Annotated in this window: 28 protein-coding genes; 19 read left to right on the top strand and 9 right to left on the bottom strand. The window is 68.4% G+C overall.

Features of this window, described 5'->3' with window-relative positions; translation table 11 throughout:
* Nucleotides 1-61: 61 nt before the first annotated feature.
* The 9 genes from ILT43_RS09915 to ILT43_RS09875 all read left to right on the top strand — a co-directional run bounded on the left by ILT43_RS09915 (nucleotide 62) and on the right by ILT43_RS09875 (nucleotide 6,925).
* Complete coding sequence (locus tag ILT43_RS09915) at nucleotides 62-514, top strand: YbgC/FadM family acyl-CoA thioesterase (RefSeq protein WP_204198811.1); 453 nt, start codon at nucleotides 62-64, stop codon at nucleotides 512-514.
* The gene (gene tolQ, locus ILT43_RS09910) at nucleotides 511-1,203 is read left to right on the top strand and encodes a protein TolQ (RefSeq protein WP_204198810.1); all 693 of its coding nucleotides are present in this window, start codon (nucleotides 511-513) and stop codon (nucleotides 1,201-1,203) included. The genes ILT43_RS09915 and tolQ overlap by 4 nt, the downstream gene beginning before the upstream one ends.
* A gap of 15 nt (nucleotides 1,204-1,218) precedes the next feature.
* On the top strand, nucleotides 1,219-1,668 hold the full coding sequence (locus ILT43_RS09905; RefSeq protein WP_204198809.1) for an ExbD/TolR family protein: 450 nt from the start codon (nucleotides 1,219-1,221) through the stop codon (nucleotides 1,666-1,668).
* Complete coding sequence (locus tag ILT43_RS09900; RefSeq protein ID WP_204198808.1) at nucleotides 1,668-2,660, top strand: hypothetical protein; 993 nt, start codon at nucleotides 1,668-1,670, stop codon at nucleotides 2,658-2,660. Before ILT43_RS09905 ends, ILT43_RS09900 begins: the two co-directional genes overlap by 1 nt.
* Before the next feature lie 56 nt (nucleotides 2,661-2,716).
* Entirely contained in the window at nucleotides 2,717-4,039 is a 1,323-nt protein-coding gene (gene tolB, locus ILT43_RS09895) for a Tol-Pal system beta propeller repeat protein TolB (RefSeq protein WP_425530301.1), read from the top strand.
* Nucleotides 4,040-4,074: 35 nt separating this feature from the next.
* Entirely contained in the window at nucleotides 4,075-4,596 is a 522-nt protein-coding gene (gene pal / locus ILT43_RS09890) for a peptidoglycan-associated lipoprotein Pal (protein ID WP_204198806.1), read from the top strand.
* Between the two features lie 280 nt (nucleotides 4,597-4,876).
* Nucleotides 4,877-5,770 carry an SPFH domain-containing protein gene (locus tag ILT43_RS09885; RefSeq protein ID WP_204198805.1) on the top strand — a complete coding sequence of 298 codons (894 nt, stop codon included), beginning with the start codon at nucleotides 4,877-4,879 and terminating at the stop codon, nucleotides 5,768-5,770.
* Nucleotides 5,771-5,783: 13 nt separating this feature from the next.
* Nucleotides 5,784-5,990: a type II toxin-antitoxin system antitoxin gene (locus ILT43_RS09880; RefSeq protein ID WP_204198804.1), complete on the top strand. Its 207-nt coding sequence runs from the start codon at nucleotides 5,784-5,786 to the stop codon at nucleotides 5,988-5,990.
* Entirely contained in the window at nucleotides 5,987-6,925 is a 939-nt protein-coding gene (locus ILT43_RS09875; RefSeq protein ID WP_204198803.1) for an alpha/beta hydrolase, read from the top strand. The genes ILT43_RS09880 and ILT43_RS09875 overlap by 4 nt, the downstream gene beginning before the upstream one ends.
* 39 nt (nucleotides 6,926-6,964) lie before the next feature.
* Here the strand turns inward: ILT43_RS09875 and ILT43_RS09870 are convergent, their stop codons facing one another.
* Genes ILT43_RS09870 through ILT43_RS09860 form a run of 3 tightly spaced genes read right to left on the bottom strand, consistent with a single transcriptional unit; the run spans nucleotide 6,965 to nucleotide 9,902 of the window.
* Nucleotides 6,965-7,819 (bottom strand): S1/P1 nuclease, encoded by an 855-nt coding sequence (locus ILT43_RS09870; RefSeq protein WP_204198802.1) that lies wholly within the window; start codon nucleotides 7,817-7,819, stop codon nucleotides 6,965-6,967.
* Nucleotides 7,819-8,730, bottom strand: coding sequence for an isoaspartyl peptidase/L-asparaginase family protein (locus tag ILT43_RS09865; protein WP_204198801.1), 912 nt, complete (start codon nucleotides 8,728-8,730; stop codon nucleotides 7,819-7,821). Before ILT43_RS09865 ends, ILT43_RS09870 begins: the two co-directional genes overlap by 1 nt.
* Nucleotides 8,727-9,902: an acyltransferase family protein gene (locus tag ILT43_RS09860; RefSeq protein WP_204198800.1), complete on the bottom strand. Its 1,176-nt coding sequence runs from the start codon at nucleotides 9,900-9,902 to the stop codon at nucleotides 8,727-8,729. The genes ILT43_RS09865 and ILT43_RS09860 overlap by 4 nt, the downstream gene beginning before the upstream one ends.
* A 58-nt stretch (nucleotides 9,903-9,960) precedes the next feature.
* Between ILT43_RS09860 and ispG the strand changes: the two genes are divergently transcribed.
* From ispG to ILT43_RS09835, 5 genes are all read left to right on the top strand, one after another.
* Complete coding sequence (gene ispG, locus ILT43_RS09855) at nucleotides 9,961-11,085, top strand: flavodoxin-dependent (E)-4-hydroxy-3-methylbut-2-enyl-diphosphate synthase (protein ID WP_055844068.1); 1,125 nt, start codon at nucleotides 9,961-9,963, stop codon at nucleotides 11,083-11,085.
* Nucleotides 11,086-11,119: 34 nt separating this feature from the next.
* Nucleotides 11,120-11,413 (top strand): AbrB/MazE/SpoVT family DNA-binding domain-containing protein, encoded by a 294-nt coding sequence (locus ILT43_RS09850; protein WP_204198799.1) that lies wholly within the window; start codon nucleotides 11,120-11,122, stop codon nucleotides 11,411-11,413.
* Nucleotides 11,414-11,491: 78 nt separating this feature from the next.
* Entirely contained in the window at nucleotides 11,492-11,788 is a 297-nt protein-coding gene (locus ILT43_RS09845; protein ID WP_204198798.1) for a PIN domain-containing protein, read from the top strand.
* Nucleotides 11,785-12,684, top strand: coding sequence for an EamA family transporter (locus ILT43_RS09840; RefSeq protein ID WP_204198797.1), 900 nt, complete (start codon nucleotides 11,785-11,787; stop codon nucleotides 12,682-12,684). The genes ILT43_RS09845 and ILT43_RS09840 overlap by 4 nt, the downstream gene beginning before the upstream one ends.
* The gene (locus tag ILT43_RS09835) at nucleotides 12,681-13,160 is read left to right on the top strand and encodes a GNAT family N-acetyltransferase (RefSeq protein WP_211534450.1); all 480 of its coding nucleotides are present in this window, start codon (nucleotides 12,681-12,683) and stop codon (nucleotides 13,158-13,160) included. Before ILT43_RS09840 ends, ILT43_RS09835 begins: the two co-directional genes overlap by 4 nt.
* 79 nt (nucleotides 13,161-13,239) lie before the next feature.
* Here the strand turns inward: ILT43_RS09835 and ILT43_RS09830 are convergent, their stop codons facing one another.
* From ILT43_RS09830 to ILT43_RS09815, 4 genes are all read right to left on the bottom strand, one after another.
* On the bottom strand, nucleotides 13,240-13,905 hold the full coding sequence (locus ILT43_RS09830) for a TIGR02466 family protein (protein ID WP_204198796.1): 666 nt from the start codon (nucleotides 13,903-13,905) through the stop codon (nucleotides 13,240-13,242).
* A gap of 419 nt (nucleotides 13,906-14,324) precedes the next feature.
* The gene (gene ppa / locus ILT43_RS09825; protein WP_204198795.1) at nucleotides 14,325-14,903 is read right to left on the bottom strand and encodes an inorganic diphosphatase; all 579 of its coding nucleotides are present in this window, start codon (nucleotides 14,901-14,903) and stop codon (nucleotides 14,325-14,327) included.
* 25 nt (nucleotides 14,904-14,928) lie between these two features.
* Nucleotides 14,929-16,851: a M61 family metallopeptidase gene (locus ILT43_RS09820; RefSeq protein ID WP_204198794.1), complete on the bottom strand. Its 1,923-nt coding sequence runs from the start codon at nucleotides 16,849-16,851 to the stop codon at nucleotides 14,929-14,931.
* 120 nt (nucleotides 16,852-16,971) lie between these two features.
* Nucleotides 16,972-17,619, bottom strand: a complete 648-nt coding sequence (locus ILT43_RS09815; protein ID WP_204198793.1) for a DUF1345 domain-containing protein — start codon at nucleotides 17,617-17,619, stop codon at nucleotides 16,972-16,974.
* Between the two features lie 51 nt (nucleotides 17,620-17,670).
* Here ILT43_RS09815 and hisS point away from each other — a divergent pair, with 51 nt between their 5' ends.
* From hisS to ILT43_RS09795, 4 genes are all read left to right on the top strand, one after another.
* A complete protein-coding gene (gene hisS, locus ILT43_RS09810) occupies nucleotides 17,671-18,924 on the top strand; it encodes a histidine--tRNA ligase (RefSeq protein WP_204198792.1) in 1,254 nt (417 codons plus the stop codon).
* A 151-nt stretch (nucleotides 18,925-19,075) separates the two neighbouring features.
* Nucleotides 19,076-20,155, top strand: a complete 1,080-nt coding sequence (gene prfA, locus ILT43_RS09805) for a peptide chain release factor 1 (protein ID WP_204198791.1) — start codon at nucleotides 19,076-19,078, stop codon at nucleotides 20,153-20,155.
* Between the two features lie 303 nt (nucleotides 20,156-20,458).
* Nucleotides 20,459-21,295: a peptide chain release factor N(5)-glutamine methyltransferase gene (prmC, locus tag ILT43_RS09800; protein ID WP_204198790.1), complete on the top strand. Its 837-nt coding sequence runs from the start codon at nucleotides 20,459-20,461 to the stop codon at nucleotides 21,293-21,295.
* 271 nt (nucleotides 21,296-21,566) lie between these two features.
* Nucleotides 21,567-22,841, top strand: a complete 1,275-nt coding sequence (locus tag ILT43_RS09795; RefSeq protein ID WP_204198789.1) for a DUF4167 domain-containing protein — start codon at nucleotides 21,567-21,569, stop codon at nucleotides 22,839-22,841.
* Nucleotides 22,842-23,112: 271 nt separating this feature from the next.
* Here ILT43_RS09795 and ILT43_RS09790 read toward each other — a convergent pair whose 3' ends face one another.
* Complete coding sequence (locus ILT43_RS09790) at nucleotides 23,113-23,427, bottom strand: hypothetical protein (RefSeq protein ID WP_204198788.1); 315 nt, start codon at nucleotides 23,425-23,427, stop codon at nucleotides 23,113-23,115.
* A 94-nt stretch (nucleotides 23,428-23,521) separates the two neighbouring features.
* On the opposite strand from ILT43_RS09790, the gene ILT43_RS09785 reads away from it, so the two are divergent.
* Entirely contained in the window at nucleotides 23,522-23,950 is a 429-nt protein-coding gene (locus ILT43_RS09785; RefSeq protein ID WP_211534482.1) for a CBS domain-containing protein, read from the top strand.
* A 12-nt stretch (nucleotides 23,951-23,962) separates the two neighbouring features.
* Here ILT43_RS09785 and ILT43_RS09780 read toward each other — a convergent pair whose 3' ends face one another.
* Nucleotides 23,963-25,435: a lipopolysaccharide biosynthesis protein gene (locus ILT43_RS09780; RefSeq protein WP_239474530.1), complete on the bottom strand. Its 1,473-nt coding sequence runs from the start codon at nucleotides 25,433-25,435 to the stop codon at nucleotides 23,963-23,965.
* Between the last annotated feature and the right edge of the window lie 288 nt (nucleotides 25,436-25,723).

The raw sequence follows: 25,723 nt of genomic DNA, 5'->3' as shown, positions 1-25,723 counted from the left end.
CGCCGCTTGGACGAGGCGAACAGGGTTCCGTCCGACGAACCGTTGGGTTAACGGGGCGCGCATGACCGGCGTGGACCAGCCGACGGAGGGGCGTTTCGCGGGCGTGGAGCATCGCCTGCCCCTGCGCGTGTATTTCGAGGATACCGACCTGTCGGGCGTCGTCTACCACGCCAACTATCTGCGCTATATGGAGCGGGCGCGGTCGGACATGCTGCGGCTGGCCGGGATCGACCAGCGTGCGACGTTCGAGGGTGGCGGCGGGGCCTATGCGATCACCGACCTGCATATCCGCTACCGCGCACCCGCACGGCTGGACGATGCGCTGATCGTCGCCAGCCGGGTGACCGCGACGACGCCCGCGCGCGTCGTCATTCATCAAACGGTCAGGCGCGAGCAGGAAGTGCTGGCAGAAGCGGTGGTGACGGCGGCATTGGTCGCCGGCAACGGCCGTCCGCTACGCCAGCCGGCCGCGTGGACCGATATCTTTCGCCGACTGATCGAGGGGCAAGAATGAATCCCGTCTTCAACATGGACGCCGCGACGATGTCGCCCGTCGCGCTGTTCCTCCAGGCGGACTGGGTGGTGAAGTTCGTCATGGGCGGGCTGCTCGCGGCGAGCATCTGGACCTGGGCGATCATCATCGGCTTTTCCGTGCGGCTGAAGCGGACACGCAAGGACATGACGAAGTTCGAGCGCGATTTCTGGAAGGCGGACGATATCGACGCGTTCCACAAGGCGGAGGCGGAGCGCGACCTGCCGTCCGCACGCGTGTTCGCGGCGGGCGTACGCGAGTGGCGACACTCGACCGCGGGCGGGCAGATCGACAAGGGCGGCACGCGCGAGCGGCTGGCGACGGCGATGGGCGCGGCGGCGGCGTCGGAGATCGACCGGCTGTCGGACCGGCTGAACATCCTGGCGACGGTCGGCTCGGTCGCGCCCTTCGTCGGGCTGTTCGGCACCGTCTGGGGCATCATGCGCTCGTTCACCGGGATCGCGTCAGCGCAGAATTCATCGCTGGCCGTCGTTGCGCCGGGTATCGCGGAGGCGCTGTTCGCGACCGCGATCGGCCTGTTCGCGGCGATCCCCGCGGTGATCGCCTACAACCGCTTCAGCCACGGCGTGAACCGGATCGAGGCGGCGCTGAACCGCTTCGCCGACGGGTTCCACACGACGCTGTCGCGGCAGCTCGACGGCAGCCGTTGAGCGGGGGGCGCTGACATGGCGATGAACCTGCCGTCCGGTCGCAAGGGCCGGCGCGCGCCGATGGCGGAGATCAACGTCACGCCGCTGGTCGACGTGATGCTGGTGCTGCTGATCATCTTCATGGTCACCGCGCCGCTGCTGACCGCGGGCGTGCCGGTGAACCTGCCCGATGCGCGGGCCAAGGCGCTCGATCAGGATCAGGAGCCGGTGCAGATCTCGCTCGACGAGGCGGGCAAGCTGTACGTCGGCGAAACCGAATTGACCGAGGCGGCATTGCCCGCGCGGCTGGAGGCGATCGCCGCATCGTCGCCGATGGGGCCGGGCGGGGGCAAGGAGCCGCCGCAAGTGTATCTGCGCGCCGACAAGGGGCTGGATTACGGGCGCGTGATGCGGGTGATGGGCGAGTTGAACCGCGCCGGGCTGAACCGCGTGTCGCTGGTCACCGTCGAAGGTGGCGCGCGCTGATGGAGCGGAGCGAGAAGATCGGGCTGGGCGTCGCGCTCGGGGGGCACGCCGTGCTCTTCGGGTTGCTCTCGGTCGGGTTCCTCGCGACTCCCAATCCCGAGACGCTGAAGCAGCAGCCGATCACGGTGTCGCTGGTCGAGGAGGTCGGCAAGGAGGCGGTGTCCCCGACCCCGAACGTCGAGCCGGCGCAGTCGGTCGCTCCCGAGGAAGGCCCGCCCGAAGACGCCGCGCCGCCGGAGCCGGTGGAGGCTCCACCCGCGCCGAAGCCCGATCCTGCGCCGCCAGCGCCCGCACCGAAGCCGGCCCCGCCCAAGCCCGCACCGGAACCGGTCGCGAAGCCGAAACCCGCGCCCGCTCCGAAGCCGGCGCCGGCCCTCAAGCCGCAACCGAAGAAGCCGACGCCCGCCCCGGAAAAGGCCGCGCCCGCGAAGCCGACGCCGGCCAAGCCGTCCGCGCCCGCCGCAAAGCCTGCGCCCGCGAAGACCGCGACCAGGGCGGCGGCGAGTGCGGCCAAACCGACGACGGCGGCGCGCGGGAGTGGCAATTCGCCGACCGCGACTGCGTCGAAGCCGCGCGGATCGCGTCTCGGCGACGATTTCCTGAAGGGGCTGTCGGATCGCCCCTCGACCAGCAAGGCGGAGGCGGCACCCGCCGCGAAGATGGGCGCGCAGGCGGCAGCCGACATCGGTTCGGCGATCCAGCGGCAGGTGCAACCCTGCGCCAACCGTCAGGTCAATCCCGGCCCCGGCGCATCGCGCATCCGCGTCACGATCAACCTGAAGCTGAATCGCGACGGCAGCCTCGCGGCGCGGCCCCGCGTCGTCGGGCACAGCGGCGTCGACGACGAGAACAGCCGCTATGTCGACCGCGTCGACGATCTTGCGATCGCCAGCTTCGTCGGATGTGCGCCGCTGCGCGGGTTGCCTGCGGACCTGTATGACGTCCAGAATGGCTGGAGCAATTTCACGCTCCGCTACAAATTGCCCGGATGAGGATGATGATGCGCCGTTTTCTGACCCTGCTCGCCCTCTCCACCGCTGCGCCCGTGATGGCGCAGGAGACTCCGCCCGCTCCCTCCGCTGCTCCCGCCGCGCAGCAGCAGGACGGCGGCGGACTGGTCGTGGATGTCGAGGGCGGCATCTCCGCGCCGATGCCGATCGCGATCCCGGTGATGCCGACCCAGTCGGTGGTGAACACGCCCGCCGGATCGACCGACGCGCTCGGCCGGCAATTGGCGGACATCATCGCCACCGACCTGCGCAATTCCGGGCTGTTCACGCCGCTGCCCGCCAACCGCATGCGCGCCGTCGCGTTTCCGGAAGTGACCGCACCGGCGTTCGATTACTGGAGCGGCACGGGCGCGCAGTCGCTGGTGCAGGGCTTCGTGCGGGCGAACGGCGACGGTAATCTGACGGTCGGCTGCTACCTGTATGACGTCGCCGCCAAGACGGAGCTGACGCGGCAGGGCTTCGTCGTGCCGCCGGCAGACTGGCGGCGCGCGGCGCATAAATGCGCGGACACGATCTATGCGCGGCTGACCGGCGAGGGGCCGTATTTCGACAGCCGCGTCGTCTACGTCTCGGAGACGGGACCCAAGGACAAGCGGGTCAAGCGGCTGGCGATCATGGATCAGGACGGGGCCAACCACCGCTTCCTGACCAACGGCCAGTCGATCGTGCTGACGCCGCGCTTCGCGCCGAACCAGCAGTCGATCGTGTATATGAGCTATGTGGGCAAGATCCCGGCGATCTATGTCTACGACATCGGATCGGGCAAGCAGCGGCTGGTGGTGCAGAACGTCGCGACGACGTTCGCGCCGCGCTTCTCGCCCGATGGCCGCTTCATCCTGTTCTCGATGGCGCAGGGCGGCAACACCGACGTGTATCGCGTGTCGTCGCAAGGGGGCACGCCGCAGCGGCTGACGACCTCGCCTGGGATCGACACCGGCGGCAGCTATTCGCCCGATGGATCGAAGATCGTGTTCGAGAGCGACCGGTCGGGCGGGCAGCAGATCTACGTCATGAACGCCGACGGTTCGAACCAGCAGCGGATCAGCTTCGGCGGCGGCCGCTATGCGACACCGGTCTGGAGCCCGCGCGGAGACCTGATCGCGTTCACCAAGCTGGCGGGCAATTTCCGGATCGGCATCATGTCGCCCAGCGGCGGCGGCGAGAAACTGCTGACCGACAGCTGGTCGGACGAGGGGCCGAGCTGGTCGCCGAACGGCCGCGTCATCAATTTCTATCGCTCCGGCCGCGGTTCGGGCGGATCGGGGCAATTATGGTCGGTCGATCTGACCGGCGTCAACGAACGCCGTATTCCGACGCCGCTCGGCGGGTCCGATCCCGCCTGGGGACCGCTGCGCCCCTGACACTATTTGGTTCTGACATACCGGGAGTATGACCAATGACGCTGAAGACCACGCTGATCCTCGCCACCGCCGCGCTGGCGCTGGCCGCCTGTTCCAAGAAGCGGCCGGAGGTGCTGCCGCCAGCACCCGTGACCGGCCCGGCAGACACCGGATCGACCGGCAACCCAACCGGCCAGACCGGCAACGAGGTGGTACCGGGTTCGAACGCCGACTTCACCCGCTCGGTTACGTCGAACACCGTCAATTTCGGGCTCGACCAGTATGACATCGACCCGCAGGCGCGCGCGATCCTCGACAGCCAGGCGGAATGGCTGAACCGCTATCCGAACGTCCGCATCACGATCGAGGGGCATTGCGACGAGCGCGGCACGCGCGAGTACAACCTCGCGCTGGGCGATCGCCGTGCGAACTCGGCGAAGAACTATCTGGCCGCCAAGGGCGTATCGCCGTCACGGATGAGCGTCATCAGCTATGGCAGCGAGCGGCCGGCCGAAACCGGCTCGGACGAGGCCGCCTATGCCGCCAACCGTCGCGCGGTGACGATCGTTTTGAGCTGATTTTTACGGAAAGTTTGCCGGATCGGAGAACCCTTCCTCGCCGATGGCGAGGGAGGGTTTTCTTTGCCCCCGCGGTCATCCCTCGTCGCAACGTTCCCGTCGCCCCAGCGAAAGCTGGGGCCTCCCCGTGGGTCGACCATGCCGCGCCTCCTCGTGAGACCCCAGCTTCCGCTGGGGTGACGGGGAGGGGTTACATGGACCTATGGGAGCGCCCAACGATTCCCCTTGCATCGCCTCCCGAAACGATATTAAAGTGATATCACAATAACGGGAGGGACGGATGGAACAGGGGATACTCACGCGGTCGGCGGAACGGCCGGCGGCCAGCGCGAACGGGCTGGTGATGCTGGCGCTCGGATTCGCGGCGCTGATCGGGGCGGCGCTGTCGGTGGTGGAGCTGGCGACCGAGCAATGGCCGCCCGTCATGGCGTGGTTGCCCCTCCTGTGCATGGTCGTCGTCGTGTTCGTCGCCTGTGGTTTCTACATGCTGCAACCCAATCAGGCGGCGGCGATCACCTTGTTCGGCGCGTATCGCGGCACCGATCGCAATTCGGGTTTGCGCTGGGTCCTGCCGTGGCTGATCCGCCGCCGCATCTCCGTACGGTCCAACAACGTCATCTCCGAACGGATCAAGGTCAACGACCTGCGCGGCAATCCGATCGAGATGGCGGCGCAGGTGGTGTGGCGCGTCGTCGACACGGCGCAGGCGCTGTTCGACGTCGACGACTACAAGGCGTTCGTGAACGTGCAGATCGAGGCGGCGGTGCGGACGATCGGATCGCGCTACCCCTATGACGATTACGAGCATCAGGAGGTGACGCTGCGCGGCAATCACGATCAGGTCGGCGTCGAGTTGCGCCACGAACTGATCGCGCGGCTGTCGGTGGCGGGGATCACGGTCGATGAATGCGGCTTCACGCATCTCGCTTATGCGCAGGAGATCGCGGGGGCGATGCTGCGCCGGCAACAGGCGCAGGCGGTGGTCGCGGCGCGGACGACGCTGGTCGAGGGTGCGGTCGGGATGGTCGAGCTGGCGCTGGCGCAGCTGTCGGCGAAGAACGTCGTCGAACTGGACGACGAGCGGCGTGCGGCGATGGTGTCGAACCTGATGGTCGTGCTGTGCGGCGAACGCGACACGCAGCCGGTGGTCAACGCCGGGTCGCTTTATCAGTGATGCGGGATCGACGATGACGGTCCCGCCGCGCAAGGCCTTTCCGCTGCGTCTCGATCCCGCTCTGTACGCGGCGATCGAGCGGGCGGCGGCGGGCGACCTGCGCAGCGTGAACGCGGAGGTGGAATGCCTGCTGCGCGAAGCGCTGGCGCGGCGGGGGGTGAAGCTGGACGCGCCGCAACCGGCACGACGCGGGCGACCGCCGAAGGGGGATGAGGAATGATCTGGACGATGATGGCGGCAGTCGTAAAATCGGCGGCGGTTGCGAGCGCGGTGACGATCGCGGGGCCTCAGGGACCCTTGGCGGGGACGTTGCTCGACGCAAGATCGGAGGCGGAGAGGCGTGCGCCGGTCGTGGTGGTGATCCCCGGTTCCGGCCCGACCGATCGCGACGGCAACAGTCCGCTGGGCATGACGGCGGCCTCCTATCGCCTGCTGGCGGAGGCGCTGGCGGCGCGCGGCGTCTCGACGCTGCGGATCGACAAGCGCGGAATGTTCGGCAGCAAGGCCGCGGTCGCCGACGCCAATGCGGTGACGATCGCCGACTATGCTGCCGACGCGCATCGCTGGGCGGCGGAGGCGGCCAAGCGCACGGGTGGTCGATGCGCGTGGTTGCTGGGGCATAGCGAGGGTGGGCTGGTCGCGCTGAAGGCCGCACAGGATCCGCGCGGCCTGTGCGGCGTGATCCTCGTCGCCGCGCCCGGCCGGCCGCTTGGTGCGGTGATGCGGGAGCAGTTGCGGGCCAATCCGGCGAACGCGCCATTGCTGTCGCCGGCGCTCGCGGCGATCGATGCGCTGGAGTCGGGCAAGCGCGTCGATCCGGCGACGCTGCCGCCGCCGCTGGACGCGCTGTTCAGGGCGGAGGTGCAGGGCTTCCTGATCGATGCCTTCGCGCAGGACCCGGTAAAACTGGCCGCGCGGATCACGCTGCCGGTGCTGATCGTGCAGGGCGACCGCGATCTTCAGGTGGCGGTCGCCGATGCTCAGGCGCTGGCGAAGGCCGACCCCAAGGCGACGCTGGCGATCGTGCCGGGCGTCAACCACGTGCTGAAGGCAGTCGGAGAAGACCGCGCCGCGAACCTCGCTGCCTATGCCGACCCGTCGCTGCCGGTCGCGCCGGCGGTGGTGGACGCGATCGCGAAGGCCGCGGGGCGGTAGCGGCTTGCCGTCATGCCGGGCCCGTCCCGGCGTGACGTCTTAGCCCAAAGCACGGTCCAGCATCCGCGCCAGTCGCAGCCCGCCCTTCACCACCTCGTCGCGCATCACCGGCACCAGCTTGTCCACGTCGGCATCGGTCAGCGTTACGCGCGCGGGTGTCGGCTGGCACGGGTCGCCGTGCATCGCGACGGCGTAGGCCGTATGCGCGACCTGCCAGCTTTCGCGGCTCCAGTCGGTGACATTGCCCGCCCCCAGCCGGGCGCGGTCGACGGCGGAGTAGCGTCGCACGAGCAGTGGTGGCGAGGAGATCGCGCGCTCCGCCAGCAGACCGTCCCAGACCGAATGCAGGTTCAGCCGCGCCGGTGCGTAGACGCCGTACGCGGCCTTGGCGTCGTTGCCGCCCTTGTCCGACTTGTCCCCGGCGTGCAGCGGCTGGTGCAGGTCGCCGACGAAATGGACGAGGAAGGCGAGCGCCATCGCCCGGTCCTTCGCAGGAGCGCGCCGGTCGGCGAGGATTGCGGCCTGCCGGTCGATCTGGGTCGAGACGCAGTCGCCCTCCCTGCACGCGGGCTCCAGCGCGAAGGGCTGGCAGATATTCACGTTCTGATAGTGCCAGCTATACGCATAACCGAAGCGCGATTTGCCCGCGGCGTCCTTCAGCGGCTTGACGCAATCGGGCCAGACACTGGCCTCCTGAATGGTGCGGGCCGGGCATCCGGGCGTGCCGAGCTGCGCCTGCGCCAGAAGGATGCGGCCGATCGCGGCGCGGGTGCGCGGCGTGACGTTGGCATAGGCGATCGCAGCGACCGTCTGATGGCCGTATTCCCAGAAGGCGGCGGCGGGCTGTGCGAGCAGCAGGAACGGCAGCAACAGCGCCGCGACGATACGCTTCATTACTCGTCTCCGTAGATCGCGACGGTCCTTGCGGTCGCGCTGACGGTGCCCCGATACATGCCCAAGGTGTTGAAATGCCAGACCGGATCGCCGTTTGAGGGGCAGACGATGACGCCGCCGGTGCCGCCCATCGCGCGCACGCCCGCCAGCACGGTCGCGGCGGCCTGTTCCGGAATTTCCCCCGCAAGGCGGATGCGCGCCGCGATCTCGCGCGCGACCGATTCGCGCAGGAAGAACTCGCCGGACCCGGTGCAGGATACCGCACAGGCCCGGTCGTCGGCGAAGGTGCCGGCGCCGATCATCGGCGTGTCGCCGATCCGGCCCCAGCGCTTGCCGGTGACGCCGCCGGTGGAGGTCGCCGCTGCGACATGGCCCGCCGCATCGCGGGCGACCGCGCCGACCGTGCCGTATTTCATGTCGACGTCGAACCAGTCCTTGTCGGCCTTCATCTTCGCCAATTGCGCGCGGCGCTCCGGCAGCACGAACCAGTCGGGGTCGATCTGCTCCACGCCCTGTTCGCGGGAGAAGCTGTTCGCGCCGGACCCGGCGAGGAAGACGTGCGGGCTATGCTCCATCACCGCGCGGGCGAGGGCGACGGGGTGGCGGGTGCCGGCGATCCCGGCGACCGCGCCGGCATTGCGGTCGCGGCCGTCCATGATCGCGGCGTCATGCTCGATCTGGCCGTCGAAGGTCAGGACCGCGCCGCGCCCGGCGTTGAAGTGCGGGTCGTCCTCCAGCACCTCGACCGCCGCCTGCACCGCGTCCAGCGCATCGCCGCCCGCGGCCAGCACCGCGGCTCCCGCGTCGAGCGCCTGCGCCAGCCCGGCGCGCGCGCCTGCGTCCATCGCGGGCGTCAGCGCATCGCGGTCGATCCGGCCCGCGCCGCCATGCACCATCAGCGTCCACGTCATGATGTTCTCCGAAGTCCGATCAGCGGCCTGAGCCACGGCACCGCGCGGCCCCCGTAATAAAAGGCGGTGCAGCCCGCGACGGTCGCGGCGACCAGCACCGCGAACTCCTGCCCGGCGGTCAGGGCCGAGTTCCACAGCACATAGGCCACGACGACGATGATCGTCTGGTGGACGAGGTAGAAGGGGAAGACCGCCTCCGTCAGGGTCGCGCGGATCGGCGCGTCGCGGTTGAACCAGCGCTCGGCGATGCCGATCAGCGCAACGATCGCGCCCCATTGCTGCGCGGCGTGCGCGATGCCGTAGCGGGCGAACAGCGCCGGTCCCCAAGGGCCGATCCACCCCCGCTCGATCCCGACGATATAGGCGTAGCCGGCGATCGCCAGCACCGCCCCTACCGGCCACCACCGCCCGATCGCGTGCATCGTCGCCGGCGACCGGGCAAGCGCGAAGCCGAACAAGAAGGCGGGGAAATAGGAGAGATGCGCGATCCAGTCGCCGACCAGCGCATGCGTCTCCCCCACCATCGGGAACCACCGCGCATGGATCGCGGTCGACCATGCCAGCGGGACGACGATCACGCCCACGCCACCCAGCGCGGTGCCGAACAGCCAGTCGAAGCCGTGCTGTGCCCTGCGGATGCGGACCGCGGCGACGCCGATCGCGAGCAAAGCCGTGTAGAACCAGAGGTAGCCGACGAACCACAGGTGGTTCCATGTCGGCACCGTCACCTGGCCCAGCTGCCGGAAGGTGAAGTAATCATGCGTCCAGAAATGCAGGTAGCCGGCCGGGTACCCATAGCGCAGCACCAGCTCCACCCACGCCTGCGGCGGCACCACCACGGCAACCCCGAACGCCAGCGGCACCAGCAGCCGCCAGCTCCGGTCGCGGACAAATCGACCCAGCCCATGCGAGCGCGCCAGCAGCGCGCGGCTGGCGTAACCCGACACCACGAACAGCAAGGTCAGCCGCCACGCGTTGACGGCGAGCATCGGCACCGTCGCCCAGCGTTCGACATGGTGCGACTTGGCGTGAAAGTTCCACGGCACGAAGACCATGCCGATATGGTAGAGGATCAGGATCGCGAACGCGCCGATCCTCAACCAGTCCATTCCATAATGCCGCCGGATGGCGGTTGGCTCATAATGCCGCCTGATCGCGGGCGTTTCCGTCATGGGCGCTGCCGTACACCCTGGTCTTTGAACCGCAACCCGCGCGCTGTATAAGGGGCCCATGTCCATCAGACCGTGGCGCGACATTGTCCGCCGTCAGAGCCGCCAGATCATGGTCGGCACCGTCCCCGTCGGCGGCGGCGCGCCCGTCACCGTGCAGACGATGACCAACACGCCCACCAGCGATCCCGTCGCGACGATCGACCAGATCCGCCGCTGCGAGGATGCGGGAGTGGACATCATCCGCGTCTCCGCCCCCGATGTGGAAAGCACCGCGGCGCTGAAACAGATCGTCCGCGCATCGCGGGTGCCGATCGTCGCCGACATCCACTTCCACTACAAGCGCGCGCTGGAAGCGGCGGACGCGGGCGTCGCGTGCCTGCGGATCAATCCCGGCAATATCGGCTCGGCCGCGCGGGTGAAGGAGGTCGTCAACGCGGCGAAGGCGAATGGCTGCGCGATCCGGATCGGCGTCAATGGCGGGTCGCTGGAGCGGCACCTGCTGGAGAAATACGGAGAGCCGTGCCCCGATGCGCTGGTCGAGTCGGCGATGGATCACATCAAGCTGTTGCAGGACCACGACTTCCACGAGTTCAAGGTCGCGGTGAAGGCGTCCGACCTGTTCTTGGCGGTCGCGGCGTACCAGCAACTGGCGGAAGTGGTGGACTGCCCGCTGCATCTCGGCATCACCGAGGCGGGGGGGCTGATCGGCGGCACCGTCAAGTCGTCGATCGGAATGGGGTCCCTGCTCTGGTACGGCATCGGCGACACGATCCGCGTGTCGCTGTCGGCCGAGCCGGAGGAGGAGGTCCGCGTCGGCTTCGAGATCCTGAAGGCGCTGGGCATCCGCAACCGCGGCGTCCGCGTCGTGTCCTGCCCCAGCTGCGCGCGGCAGGGGTTCGACGTGATCCGCACCGTGCAGGCGCTGGAGGAGCGGTTGACGCACATCCGCACGCCGATGTCGCTGTCGGTGCTCGGTTGCGTCGTCAACGGTCCCGGCGAGGCGCGCGAAACCGATATCGGCATCACCGGCGGCGGCAACGGCAAGCACATGGTGTATTTGTCCGGCGTCACCGACCACCACGTCCAGGACGCCGACATGATCGAGCATATCGTGCGACTGGTCGAGGCCAAGGCGGCGGAGATCGACGCGGCCGATGAGGCGCGCGCGCTAGCGGCGGCATAGGTCCCGTGGTAGCTCTGCCACCGGAGAGTCGTCCGTGACCTATCAAGCCCGTGTCACCGCTGAAGGACAGCTGGTCCTGCCGGATGAACTGGCGGAGGAACTCGGGCTGCGTCCGGGCACGGTGCTGACGATCGCTCGCGAGGACGGCAAGGTTGTGTTGAAGAATTATGAGCAGGTCGTCCGCGATGTGCAGGCGCGTTTTCGCGCGATGCTGCCGTCCGGCGACCAGACTAGCATCGCAGACGAGTTGATAGCCGACCGGCGTGCGGAGGCGGCGCGTGAGAACGCCGATGATGACAGGTGGTCCAAGGATCGCCCAGGCGCGTGACGCATGTTGTCGATGCATCCGCCGTGATGGCGGTGCTTCAGCAGGAAAACGGCGCAGAAGTCGCCATCCCGCATTTGCATGGCGCGTTGTTCAGCGGTCAACTTCTCTGAGACGCTTGCCAAGATGAATGACCGGGGCATCGACGTTGCGTCGTGCAAAGCGTTGCTGGATGACTTGGGCCTCGTCGTCACGCCATTCGACGAGCAGCAGGCGATCCTGGCTGCGTCCTTGCGGTTAAGGACACGCTACGACGACGTGTTGTTGGCTAATCGGATTTGCCTTGCCCTGGCACTTCAGAGAAATCTTCCGCTGCTGACCGCAGATACGAAGTGGTCGACGTTGGGCCTTGCCATCGAAATACGGCAAATCCGGTGACCGCACCACGTCCCGTCACGCCCGCGCTGGCCTTTGCCGTGGCGGCGGCGGGGATCGGGCTGTTCTCGATCATGGATGCGTTCATGAAGTCGCTGGTGCTGGCGATCGGCGTCTATAACGCGTTGCTGTGGCGCACGCTGATCTCGGCGGGGCTCGGCGCAGCGATCTGGGGCGGCAGTGGTGCGCCGCGGCCGAGCGCGCGAGGGTTCCGGCTGCACGTGCTGCGCGCCTGCGTCACGGCGGTAATGGCGGTGCTGTTCTTCTGGGGGCTGGCGCGCGTGCCGATGGCGCAGGCGATCACGCTGACCTACGTCGCCCCGATCCTCGCGCTGCTGCTGGGCGCTGTCGTGCTCAAGGAACGCGTCGGCCGGCGCGTCGCGATCGGCTCCGTTGCGGCGCTTGGCGGCGTGCTCGTGGTGCTGGCCGGGCAGTCGCAGATGCGGCTGGGCGAGGAGGCGCTGGCCGGATCGGTCGCGGTGATCGCATCGGCGGTGCTGTACGCGGTGAACCTGATCGTCGCACGATTGCAGTCGCAGGCGGCGGGGCCGGGGGAGATCGCGTTCTTCCAGTCGGGGATCATCGGCCTGATCCTGCTCTGCGCCGCACCGTGGCTGGCGATATGGCCGGATGCGGGCGAATGGCCCAAACTGGCGATCGGCGCAGCGCTGGCAACGGCGTCGCTGTTCCTGCTGGGCTGGGCCTATGCGCATGGGGAGACGGGTTATCTTGCGACCACCGAATACACATCGTTCCTGTACGCCGCGCTGCTCGGCTATGCGGTGTTCGGCGAGCGACTGTCGCTGTGGACGATCGCGGGGGCGGGCGTGATCGTCGCCGCGTGCCTGTACGCCGCCCGGTCGAGGGACATCGCCGCGCAGATCCAGGTGGCGCCGTGATCCGGCCCGCCGAACCAGCCGATGTCGCCACGATCCTTCGCTTCGTGCGGGAGCTGGCGGTGTTCGAACGCGAGCCGGATGCGGTGCTCGCGACCGAGCCGATGCTGCATGAGGCGCTGTTCGGAGCGCGACCCGCGGCGGAGGCGGTGATCGCCGAGGATGGCGGGCCGCTCGGCTTCGCGCTGTTCTTCCACAATTTCTCGACGTGGCAGGGAAAGCGCGGCCTGTATCTGGAGGATCTGTACGTAACCCCCTCGGCACGCGGACGCGGCGTCGGCAAGGCGCTGTTGCGGCATCTGGCGGGGCTGGCGGTGGAGCGCGATTGCGCCCGCTTCGAATGGTCCGTGCTCGACTGGAACGCGGACGCGATCGCCTTCTACCGCGCGATGGGCGCGGTGGGGCAGGACGAGTGGACGGTGCAGCGCGTCGACGGCGATGCTCTGCGCAGGCTGGCAGGGCACTTGGATCCCGATTGAGCCACGGTCCGTCCGCTAGGCGGGCAAGCATGCCGGCACCGGCTGCGGCGCGAGAGGCGCGGGGCCCCTCCCGATGTTACTAGGCCTTCACGTCGATGTTCATCGCCACCGAGATCCGGTCGCCGGTGCCGAGGTGAGGGCGAACGCCGTGACGGGTCCAGGCGGGGAAAACGACGAGGTCGCCAACCCTGGTGACGACGCGCCGCTCGATCGGCTGTGGCTGGCCGTCGGTGCCCACAAGGCGGAAGCCGGGCAGGCGCATATAGGGGACGGGTGCGCGGGGGTCTTCGAAGAACAGTTCGCCGCCGGCCTCTCCCTCCGCGGGGGGCGTGCCCATGTCGACGTAGAATACTGCGGCCCAGAGCACGCCGGGATGCGCGTGGCTCATGTTGAGTGCACCCGCAGGCGACACGTTCGCCCACATCCGCACCGTCCACTCATAGGAGGCGGCGTCGCGTCCTTCGAACCACGACAGGCGCTTGCACATCTTCACCGCCGTCTCCGCCAGCGTCGCGGCGGCGGGGCCGCCCCACCCCATTCCGGCGGTGCCCAGCATGTCGGTGGCCGAGTGCCAGCCACCGACATTGGACCGCGCGATGCCGGGGTCGGCCGCGCGTTTCGCCCGGATCGCTGCCGCCAGCGCGGCGGTCAGCGCCTGCGAGTCGGCGAGGTGCCCGTGGAGCACGGGCGTCTCGTAGAGGCCGAGCAGGTCGGCGCGCACGCGGATGCCGTCATACTCGCCCATACCGCGATCTCCCCGATGCCGGCCGCCTCATTCGTCGCGACCCCGACCCGCCGCAATCGCGAGACATCGCGAGCCGCTGTCAGGGTGACGCTCCGATCGCGTCTACCGATCGCGATCGAAGCGTCCACGCCTATTTGGTGCAGGTTCCGGCGCTGTCCTTCGAGCGACACTGATTGCACAACTCGCCCGTGGTCGGCTTCGTCGACTGTTCCTTATAGTCGGACGTGGGCCAGAGCGTGCAGTTGCGACAATAATGCCAGGTGTCGTGTCCGTTGCGCCTGCGATAGGCCATGCGTCTCTCCCTTATTTATGGAGGAGAGACGCTAGACCAGTGCCTTACCGGCTCCGAGACGAACAAGGTCCGCTTTGGACGTGATGTGATATCCCACGATATTCAAAGGTACCGGTCGCAACGACCCTCAATCGCGGCCGGGGACGTCGTGGTCGTGCGGTTCCTCGCCCTTGGCCTTGGCTTCGTCGTAGCGGGCAATAGCTTCGATCGTGATGCGCTTGGCTTCGTTCGCATCGCCCCAGACGCCGATGCGGACCCACTTCTTCTTTTCGAGGTCCTTATAGTGGGTGAAGAAATGCTCGATCTGCTCGAACACGATCTCCGGCACGTCGGCGCGGCCGCCGACGTTGGAATAGTATGGGAACACCTCGTCGACGGGGACGCAGACGAGCTTCTCGTCGCCACCGGCCTCGTCTTCCAGGTTCAGCACCGCGATCGGGCGGGCGCGCACGACGCAGCCGGGGATGAACGGCGAGCGGGCGATGACCAGCGCGTCGAGCGGATCGCCATCGGGCGACAGCGTATGCGGCACGAAGCCGTAGTTCGCCGGATAGCGCATCGGCGTGTGCAGGATGCGATCGACGAACAGCGCGCCGGACGCCTTGTCGAACTCGTACTTCACCGGCTCGCCACCGGTCGGCACCTCGATGATGACGTTCAGGTCGTCCGGCGGGCTCTTGCCCACCGGGATCAGGTCGATACGCATAGCAATCCCCGTTCCGTAATGCCGATCAACGGGCCGTGAGCAGACGGTCCAGTCCCGTCTCGCCCGCACCCGTCTTCTGGAGGCGCGGATAGCGGGGGCCGTCGTGATAGTCGACAGTCAGGTCGCGGAGGCGGTCGCCATTCTTCACGAGCAGGCGGATCGGCTCCTTCGTGCCCTTCGCGGCCAGGATCGCCGCCTTCAGCCGATCGCCGCTATACGCCATGCCGCCGATGCCGGTAATCTCCGTGCCGACATCGATGCCGGCGGTGTAGGCGGGCTTGCCCCAGATCGAGGAGGTGACGACGCCGTCCTTGTTCACCACCAGTCCGAGCGAGGCGGACACGTCGGTGCCGCGCGCCTTTTCCGCCTTGGTGAAGTACGAGGTCGGCGTGTCGGTGTAGACGAGCGTATACCCGTTCGCGACGAAGCCGCCGAGCGGCGCGGGTTTGCCTGTTTCGGTCAGGCGCATGCGCAGGAAACCCGCCCAGTCATAGGGCTGGATCGTGTTCAGCGTCTGCGCGACATCGTCGAACGTGTAGGTGACCTCGCCCCAGTCGCCGTCGCGGATGCCGAAGAACGCCTTGGCGAAATCGTCGATCGACTTCGTGCCGCCCGATTGCTTGCGGAGCATCGAATCGACCTCCATCCACACCAGCAGGCCCTCGTTGTAATAATCCTCCGACCGCTGCCAGCTCGTCCAGCCCTTGGGCTTGCGCGCCGAAATTACCGGATCGTTGGTGGTGTCGACCATCGGTCGCCACTGGCGACCCGGCGTGTTGTCGTAAGTCGCGAGGATCGTCGCATAGGCGTCCAGCGTGTCCTGCTTCGATACGATGCCCGAGCGCGCCTGAAGGACGTATCCCCAGAATTGTGTCTGGCCTTCGTAGACCCAGAGCAGCGACCCCTGCATCGGGGTGCGGAAATCGGGCGTCCACAGGTCCGCGCCGCGGCGGAACTTGCCGTCCCAGCTATGCGTGAATTCGTGCGGCAGCAGGTTGCGGCGGGTGACGCTGTTCTCCCAGTCGATGAAATAGCCGGGGCCGACGCCGTTCTCCGAACTGCGATGATGCTCCAGCCCGATCCCGCCGAGCTGGTCGGTGATCGACAGCAGGAATTCGTATTTGTCGTAATGCTGCGCGCCGAAGGTCTTCACCGCCTGTTCGACGAGGCGCTTGTGCGCATCGATCTGTTCGGGCTTTGCGGCGAGCTGGTCGGGGCTGTCGGCGAAGACGTTGAGGTCGACCCGCTCCGACAGCGGCCACGTCTTCCCGTACTTGCCCGCGAGGATCGGCGAATCGACCAGCACCTCGTAGTTGGTGGTGTCGTAGGTGTAGGTCGCGGCGGCGGCGGACTGCGCGGCCTTGGCCGGAACCGCACCCGCGGCGGTCCAGCCGGCGGGGAACTTCACCGTCATCTGCACCGGGATGCGGCGGGTGAAGTAACCGGCCGGATACAGGCTGACGGAGTTGGGCTGGAGCGAGATCATCGTCGGCGTGGCGACGACGCGGCCCTGATCGGCCTTGGTCGCGGACAGGAACTGGAACTCCGCGTCCAGCGTCTTCGCGCCGGCCGGCACGTCGATGTGGAAGGCGAACACGTCGACGGGGTCACGCCGCCACGGCAGGATGCGCCCGCCGCTGCGGATCACGAGGCCGGCCAGCTTCTCGATCTCGCCCCGCGGCGAATGCGCGCCGGGCAGCCATTTCGGGAACAGCAGGACCATGTGGCCCGACTTCGCGACGGGGATGGTCTCCTTGACGCGGAAGATGCCGCGTTCGTTGTCGGTCGCGTCCACGTCGAGGCGGATCGTGCCCGGATACGCGACGTCCTGCGCGGCAGGGACGGTGTCGACGAACGGCACCGGCTGCGGCGCGGAATTGCCGGCGGGCACCTGTGCGATGCTGGCAGTGGAGGAGAGCAGGACGGCGGCGGCGGCGTATCGGAGCATGGACGGCCTTCTCGGAAGATGGGCGAAAGATTGGAAGGCGCCAGTGTAATGATCGGAAAGGACAGAAGTCCAGTCGCTTACGACGCCTCATTTCCTCCCCAGCAGAGTTAGGAGCGAGGTCTACCCACCCCCCAGCACGTTGATCGTGAACGCCACCACGCCGAGGTTGAACACGAACGCCGCCAGGCTCTGCCCCAGCACGACGCGGCGGATGCGACCCGAGCCGATCTCCACGTCGCTGGTCTGGAACGTCATGCCCAGCGTGAAGCTGAAATACAGGAAGTCCCAGTAATCGGGCGTGTCCGTTCCCGGAAACGTCAGCCCGGCGGCATCGCGGCCCAGCGGATCGTCGAGGTAGAACAGGTGCGCATAGTGCAGCGCGTAGACGGTGTTGGAGAACAGCCACGCCAGCGCCAGGGTCGCGATCACCAGCACGATCGCGGCCGTGTCGTTGCGCCCCTTCAGCTCGCCCGCGACCGCGACGAGGATGACGGCCATCGTCACCCCGGTGAAGCCGAGCAGCACCGCTCGGTTGGCGTCGTTCGCCCGTGCGGCGGCGCGCATCCGCTCCGCCTCGCCGCGGCGGAACAGCGTTGTGATCGCAAGCAGGAAGACGAGCGCGGCGACATCGAACGCGGCCATGATCCCGCGCCCGCGACCCCATTCGGGAATACCGACCGCCAGCGCCGCCGCGAATACGACGGCAAACAGCACGAAGCGCGGCGGCGCCACTCTTTGGCCGAGGCCCCACCACGCGTTTGTGCTCATGCGCGGGACGCTAGCGCTTGGCCGCGGCCTCGCCTAGATACCCGCGCGTCTATGGCCCGTATCGAAACCCCCAAGCGCGTGCGCGGCACGCAGGATATCTTCGGCGACGAGCAGCGGCGGTTCGCGCACGTGCTGTCCACGTTCGAGCGGGTGCGCGCGCTGTATTGCTTCCAGCGCGTCGATATCCCGATCTTCGAGGCGACCGAGGTCTTCTCGCGCTCGATCGGCGAAACGACCGATGTCGTGTCGAAGGAGATGTACACGTTCCCGGACCGCGGCGGCGACCTGTTGACGCTGCGTCCCGAATTCACCGCCGGACTTGCGCGCGCGTACCTGACCGAGGGGTGGCAGCAATATGCGCCGCTGAAGCTCGCGACGTCCGGGCCCGTGTTCCGGTACGAGCGCCCGCAAAAGGGCCGCTATCGCCAGTTCCATCAGATCGACGCGGAGGTGATCGGCGCGGCAGAACCCGCGGCGGACGTGGAGTTGCTGGTGCTGGCCGACCAGCTGCTGCGCGAACTGGGCATCGCCGGGGAAAATGGGGGCGTCACGCTGCAACTGAACACGCTGGGCGACGCGGAGACGCGCGACGCGTGGCGCGCGGCGCTGGTCGCGCATTTCGAGGCGCATCGCGACGACCTGTCGGAGGACAGCCTGAAGCGGCTCGACAAGAACCCGCTGCGCATCCTCGACTCCAAGGACCCGAAGGACCGGCCGGCCGCGGACAGCGCGCCCGACATCGACGCCTTCCTGACGCCCGACGCGCGCGCGTTCTTCGATGCGGTGACGGCGGGTCTCGACGCGGCGGGCGTGGCGTGGACGCGCAACCCGCGGCTGGTGCGCGGCCTCGATTATTATCGGCACACCGCGTTCGAGTTCGTGACCGATCGGCTGGGCGCGCAGGGCACGGTGCTGGCCGGCGGGCGTTACGACGGGCTGATCGGCTCGCTGGGTGGGCCGGAGACACCGGGCGTGGGCTGGGCGGCGGGGGTCGAGCGGTTGGCGATGCTGGTGGCGGAGCCGGCGGCGACCACGATCGACGCGGTCGTGGTGCCGATGGGCGCGGCGGCGGAAGCGCATTGCGTCGGGCTGACGGCTACCCTGCGCCGCGCCGGGCTGGCGATCGAGATGAGCTACAGGGGCAAGATGAAGCAGCGGCTGGCGAAGGCGGATGCGCTGGGCGCGCGCGCGGCGGTGATCGTCGGCGACGACGAACTCGCCAAGGGAGCGGCGGCGGTGAAACTGCTGGGCGCGGGGACGCAGTCCGACGTGGCGTTCGCCGATCTGCCGGAAGCGTTGCGGTGATGGCTTCCCGTCACCCGACCACTCCCCGTCATCCCAGCGGACGCTGGGGTCTTCCCGAGGCCGGGCCGACCGCGCGCCACCACGAGACCCCAGCGTTCGCTGGGGTGACGGGGAGTGGCTTCGATCACGCCGTCACGATCGGCATCCGCGCATGACCCCCATCTCCCCCGACCGCATCCGCCAGATCGAGGCGCGGCGCGACGAACTCGCGGCGCAGATGGCGACGGGCGACCTGCCCGGCGACCGGTTCGTCGCGGTGTCGAAGGAATATGCCGAGCTGGAGCCGGTCGCGCAGGCGGCGGGCGAGGTGCGGCGGCTGCGGCAGGAGGCGGAAAGCCTGGCCTATATGGCCGAGGATACCGCCGACGAGGAACTGCGCCAGATGGCGGCGGAGGAACTGCGCGAGAACAAGGCGGCGCTGGAGGCGGCGCACCACCGCCTCGCGCTAGCGCTGCTGCCGCGCGACGCCGCCGACGAGCGCTCCGCGATGCTCGAAGTGCGTGCCGGCACCGGCGGCGACGAGGCGGCTTTGTTCGCCGGCGACCTGTTCCGCATGTACCAGCGCTATGCCGAGGGACAGGGCTGGCGCGTCGAGATGATCTCCGGCTCGTCTTCCGACGCGGGGGGGTTCAAGGAAGTCGTCGCCTCCGTCACCGGGCAGGGCGTGTTCGCCAAGCTCAAGTTCGAATCCGGCGTCCACCGCGTGCAGCGCGTTCCCGCGACCGAAAGCGGCGGCCGCATCCACACCTCCGCCGCCACCGTCGCGGTGCTGCCGGAGGCGGAGGAGGTCGACGTGCAGATCGACGAGGCGAAGGATCTGCGCATCGACGTCTACCGCTCGTCCGGTCCCGGCGGCCAGTCGGTCAACACGACCGACTCGGCGGTCCGCATCACGCACCTTCCGACCGGCCTCGTCGTCATCCAGCAGGACGAGAAGTCGCAGCACAAGAACAAGGCCAAGGCGCTGAAGGTGCTGCGGACCCGCCTGTACGAGGCGGAGCGCGAGCGGCTGGCGAACGAGCGATCGGGCACGCGCCGCGCGATGGTTGGATCGGGCGACCGGTCGGAGCGGATACGCACCTATAATTTCCCGCAGGGCCGCGTGACCGATCACCGCATCAACCTGACGCTCCACCGCCTGCCCGAAATCCTGGAGGGCGAGATGGGCGAACTGGTCGGCGCGCTGATCGCCGAGGACGAGGCGGAACGGCTGGCCTCGCTGGACGGCTGATGGCGCGCGGCGTGGACGGCGAAGGCAAGCTCCTTCCGACCAGGGAAGCATCGCGAACCAGCGCCGTGGCCTGTCGCCAAGTCACCGCCCCGGCGAAGGCCGAGGCCCAGTTGGGTAACGCCCTCCGTCAGCGACCGCAGACGTCGCAACGGGACCCCGGCCTTCGCCGGGGTGGCAGAGGAAGCAATACAACGATCTCCCTCGGGATGGCGGTGGAGGTCGGGTTTCTCCCCCTGCGGCAAGCTCCGCGGAGAGGTCCGACATCCAAACCAGCATCAGGTCGGTCGCATTCGGTGGTGCGGTGTGTCTGACGCTCTTGGCAAGGCGGGGCTTCGGCACGCCCTCACCGCCGCCACCGCCCGCTTCGGCTTCTCCGCGACGCCCCGCCTCGACGCCGAACTGCTGCTCGCGCATGCGCTCGGGATCGAGCGGTCGGCGCTGCTGCTGGATCTCGATCGGCCCGTCCCGCCCGGCTTCGCAGCGCTCGTCGCACGGCGCGAGCGGCAGGAGCCGGTCGCCTATATCACCGGCACGCGTGGGTTCTGGACACTCGATCTGGCGGTTGGGCCGGGGGCGCTGGTGCCGCGGGCGGACAGCGAAACGCTGGTCGCGACGGCGGTGGCGCACTTCGCAAACACGCCGCCCGCGACCTTGCTCGATCTCGGCACCGGGCCGGGGACGTTGCTGCTCGCGCTGCTCGACGAATGGCGTGACACGCGCGGGCTCGGCGTCGACCGCTCGGCGGAGGCGTTGGGCTGGGCGCGCATCAACGGCGCTGCCTTCGCGGGCCGCGCGGCGTTCGTGCAGGGCGACTGGGCGACGGCGACCGCGGGATCGTTCGACTGCATCGTTTCCAATCCGCCCTACATCGCCACCGGCGACGACCTTCCGGCGGAGGTCGCGGCGCACGAACCGGCGGCGGCGTTGTATGCCGGCGCGGAGGGGCTCGACGATTACCGCCGCCTCGCACCCGAATTGCGCCGCCTGCTCGCGCCCGGCGGCGCGGTGCTGCTGGAGATCGGCTGGACGCAGGCGCAGGCCGTCGGCGACCTGCTGCGCGATCAGGGGTTCGCCGTGACGGAACACCGCGATCTCGGTGGGCGGCCCCGAGTCTTGCTGGGCGTGCTGCTGGCGACTTGACGGCTCAACTGGATCACCCATATTTCGCTTGTCGGGCAGGCCCGACGCCCGCTATGGGCGGGTCGGGGCACACGATTTTCATCGGTTATCGCTGGGCGACACGGTCGCCGGACGACAGGCGGTTCGAGATCGCGGCAACGCCCGCACCCTGAAGGCACAGGTCGCCGCTACGCTGGGCGACGTTACGGGCCGGATTACGGTCCCGTCGCGCTCCGGATCGGACGCGAAGGCACAGCGGATACGTATCTCTTCTGGATTAGGGACGAACAGCTTGATCAATAATCGGCAGGCCGGTCGCCGTCGCGGTCGTGGTGGCAATGCCAGCGGTGGTGGCAATAACGGCAGTGGCCCGCGTACCGGTGGCCAGGGTCGTCCCGACAACGGCAACCGCATCGACAACCGCGCGCGCGGCAACGCCAACCAGCTGTACGAGAAGTACAAGAACCTCGCCGCGGATTCGCAGCGGCAGGGCGACCGCGTGAACACCGAATATTATCTGCAGTTCGCCGACCATTATTTCCGCGTTCTCAGCGACCAGCGTGGCCGCTTCGAGGATCAGCAGCCGCGCCGCCAGCAGCCCGATTTCGACATCGACGGCAATGACGACGATTATGGCGACGAGGGTGAGCCGATCCGCGCCGGCGAGCAGCAGGACGGTGGCCGCAACGGCAATGACCGGGGCGGCAACGACCGCAACGGCAGCGACCGCGGCAACGATCGGGGTGACCGCAACGGCAACGACCGGGGCAACGATCGCGGCTACGAGCGCAATACCGGCGACCGTAACATGGGTGACCGGAACGAGCAGCGCGGCAACGAGCAGCGCAGCGCCGAGCCGCGCGGCGACCGCAACGCCGAGCCCCGTGGCGAGCGCGCCGAGCGTCCGCTGCGCCGTGATGGCCGTCAGCAGGAAGGTCGCCAGCAGGAGGGTCGCCCCCAGCAGGACCGCCAGCAGCAGGACCGGCAGAACCAGGATCGTCAGCAGCAGGATCGTCAACAGGACTATCGCCAGGACGGCGACCGTCAGCCGCGCCGCTGGGACAACCAGTCCGACGATAACGGCGAAGAGGCCCCGCGCGCCGAGCGCCAGCCCCGCCGTCAGGATGCGCGTCAGGACACCCGCCCCGATGGCGAGCGGCAGGAGCGCCAGCCGCGCCGTTGGGATCGCGATGCGCCGCAACAGGTCGAGACGGAAACCGAGGTCGCCGGCCAGCGCCGCGCCGATCCCCCGGCCCCCGGCGAGAATCTCGAAGCGCGCGCGGAAGCCGTGCTGGAGGCGGATGCGCCGCTGGTCGCCCCGCGTCGCCGCGGGCGTCCCCGGCGTGACGCCGCGGTCGAGGCCGCTCCGGTCGCGGCATCGGAAAGCCCCGCGTCCGCGAACAGCATGCCGGACAGCACCGGCCCGGAAAGCAACGGGGTCGACGCCGACCGCCTGCCCCCGTCGCTCGGCATCTCCGGCGCTCCCGCCAACGACGCCGACGACGAAGCGCCCCGCCCGCGCCGCCGCCGCACCCGCGTCGCCGCAGCGGACGCGACCACCGACTGATCGTCGGACGGGGATGCGGAAAAGGCCGGTGTCCGGAAGGACGCCGGCCTCTTTCGTTCGGGCAGGCAGGGCGTTGCGAGCAGAACGCTCCCCGCCTCTTCACTTGCTCCGCAACTGAGGTCCGCTTCTAAACTCCCCTCCTTTTGGGAGGGGCTGGGGGAGGGCCTCGCCCCAAGCTGCATCCCCCGCGGAGAAGCCCTCCCCAAGCTCTCCCGAGGGGGGGGGGCATAAAAAGAGGCGAGAAAGGCGACTTGGCCGAAGCCCCGAATGCCTAATCGATCCGCTCGACATCCTCGTCATGCCCGCTGCCGGAACTGAGGAACGCCAGTCCCATCAGCGCCCCGGCCAGCATCACCGATCCGCCGACCCCGCCCAGGATCGCGAACATCGTCACCAGATGCAGCGGCCCTTGCAGATGCCCGAGCAGCACGATCGCCGCCGCCGCGATCGTCGCCGCGGCCAGCGTCATCCACGCCAGCAACGATCGGAACCGCGCCCAGGCGAACCGCGCATAGTCGCGGTCCGTCAGCCCGCTCGGGGCTGGCGGTGTCGGGTCGGCCCCGGGGCGGTGCGATCCGTGATCCATGTGCTTTCCAATGAACGCGAAACGTGATTTCCTCAACAGCGGCGCGACAGAGGCCCGGCGACAGGTCGGAACCGGCGTCACTAGGGAGGCGAGGATGACGATCGCGGCGATCCTGAAATCCGTGGACCACGACGTGGTCACGATCGCGCCCCGCGCCAGCGTCGCGGAGGCGGTGGCGTTGTTGGGGGAGCGGCGGATCGGTGCGGTGCCGGTGATCGAGGGCGGCCGCGTCGTCGGCATCTTCTCCGAACGCGACGTGATCCGCGTCCTGAAGGACGGCGGTGCGGCGGCGCTCGAGGGTCCGGTGTCGGCCGCGATGACCGCGCCGGCGGTGACGGTGTCTCGCAACGACGCGGTCATCGCCGCGCTGTCCTTGATGACTCACCGCCGCATCCGCCATTTGCCGGTGCTGGACGGAGACGCGCTGGTCGGATTCGTGTCGATCGGCGATCTGGTCAAATACCGGATCGACCGGATCGAGGCGGACGCCGCGGCGATGCGCGACTATATCCAGACGGCGTGATGTGACGGGCGTCTAACCGCTGCGCTTCACCGTCGCGATCAGTTCGCTGAGCGTCGCCCGCGCGAACAGCACCAGCCAGCCGGTATAGACCATCGCCCCGGCCGCAACGAGGATCGCGAGACGCGGCAGCGGCGACAGCGCCGGCAGCCCCCGGTCGACCAGCATCACCGACCCCGCCATGACCGAAGAGGCGACCAGCACCGGCGCAATCGCCATGACGATCGCCCGGCCGCTCGCCCCGATCACCGGCAGCGCCCGGTAACTGCTGATGGCGAGATAGATCGGATAGGCCACGATCCACGCGGTCGCGAGGCCGACCGGCCCCCACTGCGCACCGATCAGGAAGCCGGTTGCGAGGATGCCCGCGCCGATTGCGCCGTTGCTGACGCCGACGCCCGGCCGCCCCAGCGCATCGCAGGCGGGGGTATACAGCACCAGCAACGTCATCAGCGGCATCGCGAGTGCGAGCAGCTGGACGATCGGCGCGGCCTCCTGCCATTTCGGCCCGAGCGCGGTCAGCACCAGCGGCTCGGCGGTGACGGCCAATCCGAAGTAGAAGGGCAGGGCGGCGGCCATGATGATCTTGACCGATCGCACGAACGCGGCGGCGATCGCGTCGGGATCGTGCTGGATGCGGGCATAGGCCGAAAAGGCGACTTCGTTCAGCGGCGGCACGACCTTCGACACGAAGATCTGCGCGAGGAACAGGCTGGTCGTGTAGATGCCGAGCATATGGGGGGAGAAGAGCCGCCCGGCGATGAACACGTCCGCCTGGCTCTGCCCGAACCAGAATAGCTGCCCCGCCGCGACGATCCCGCCATAACGCGCCAGATGCCCGGCTCCGCGAAAGTCGAAGACTGGCCAGACGAACGACCGCGCGCTCCACGTCATCATCGCACCGCGTACGGCGAACAGCACGAGTGGTGCGATGACCAGCGTCCATACGCCCCATCCCGCGAGAGCGCCCCCCAGCGCCGCGGCGGCGGCGGCGATCGAGGCGCAGATGTTCGCTCTCGCCTGATGCCGGAAATCCATGCGTCGGCTCAGCAGCGCGAAGGGCAGTGCGATGAAGGGCGTCGTCAGGTATAGCAGCGCCTGAACGCGCAGCATGTCGGCGACGATCGGCTGGCGGTAATAGGCGGCGGCGAGCGGTGCGAGCATCAGCTGGAACGCCGCCAACGCTGCGTTGAGCGCGATCAGCATCCCGAACAGCTGGCGGACCTGCCGCTCGGTGACGTCGGCGGCCTGGATCAGCCCGCTCGCCAGACCGAACCCGTTGAGCATGTTCAGGAATACGAGAACGACCTGCGCCATTGCGAACAGCCCGTAATCCCGCGGATCGAGCAGCCGGATGACGAGGAACGTGGAAGCCCACTGCACCATTTGGCCAACGATCTGACTTCCCGAACGCCATATGACCGCACGCCGAACCTGCGCGTGCAGCGATTCGGGCGCCTTGGCGTCCAGGAGGTGGGATGGAGTCATGCCACGACCCTACCTTCAAGGCCCTGCCAAGGGGTGAATGCGCGATGTTTCAGATTGATGGGAACAATTTTGCATATTTCTGACAGAAAGGGTTTGACGGTCGTTGAGGTGTTCCCTAGATGGGTTTCACCGCAGCGATGGCCCTTACGGGGTTTTGCAGTGGTCACACGAGACTTGGCGCGCTGGCCTTTCTGGTAAAACGGGAAGGGTATAGCGGCGTCGGGGTATTTGTGTCGGATCTTTGACATTGTTGGTTTAGATGAAGGGACATGTGGGCGGCGGCCTGCG

This window comes from Sphingomonas longa, assembly GCF_016892685.1.
GTDB classification, from domain to species: Bacteria; Pseudomonadota; Alphaproteobacteria; order Sphingomonadales; family Sphingomonadaceae; genus Sphingomonas; species Sphingomonas longa.
The sequence above is the reverse complement of the archived record's forward strand: the minus strand, read 5'-3'. Positions and strand labels throughout refer to the sequence as shown.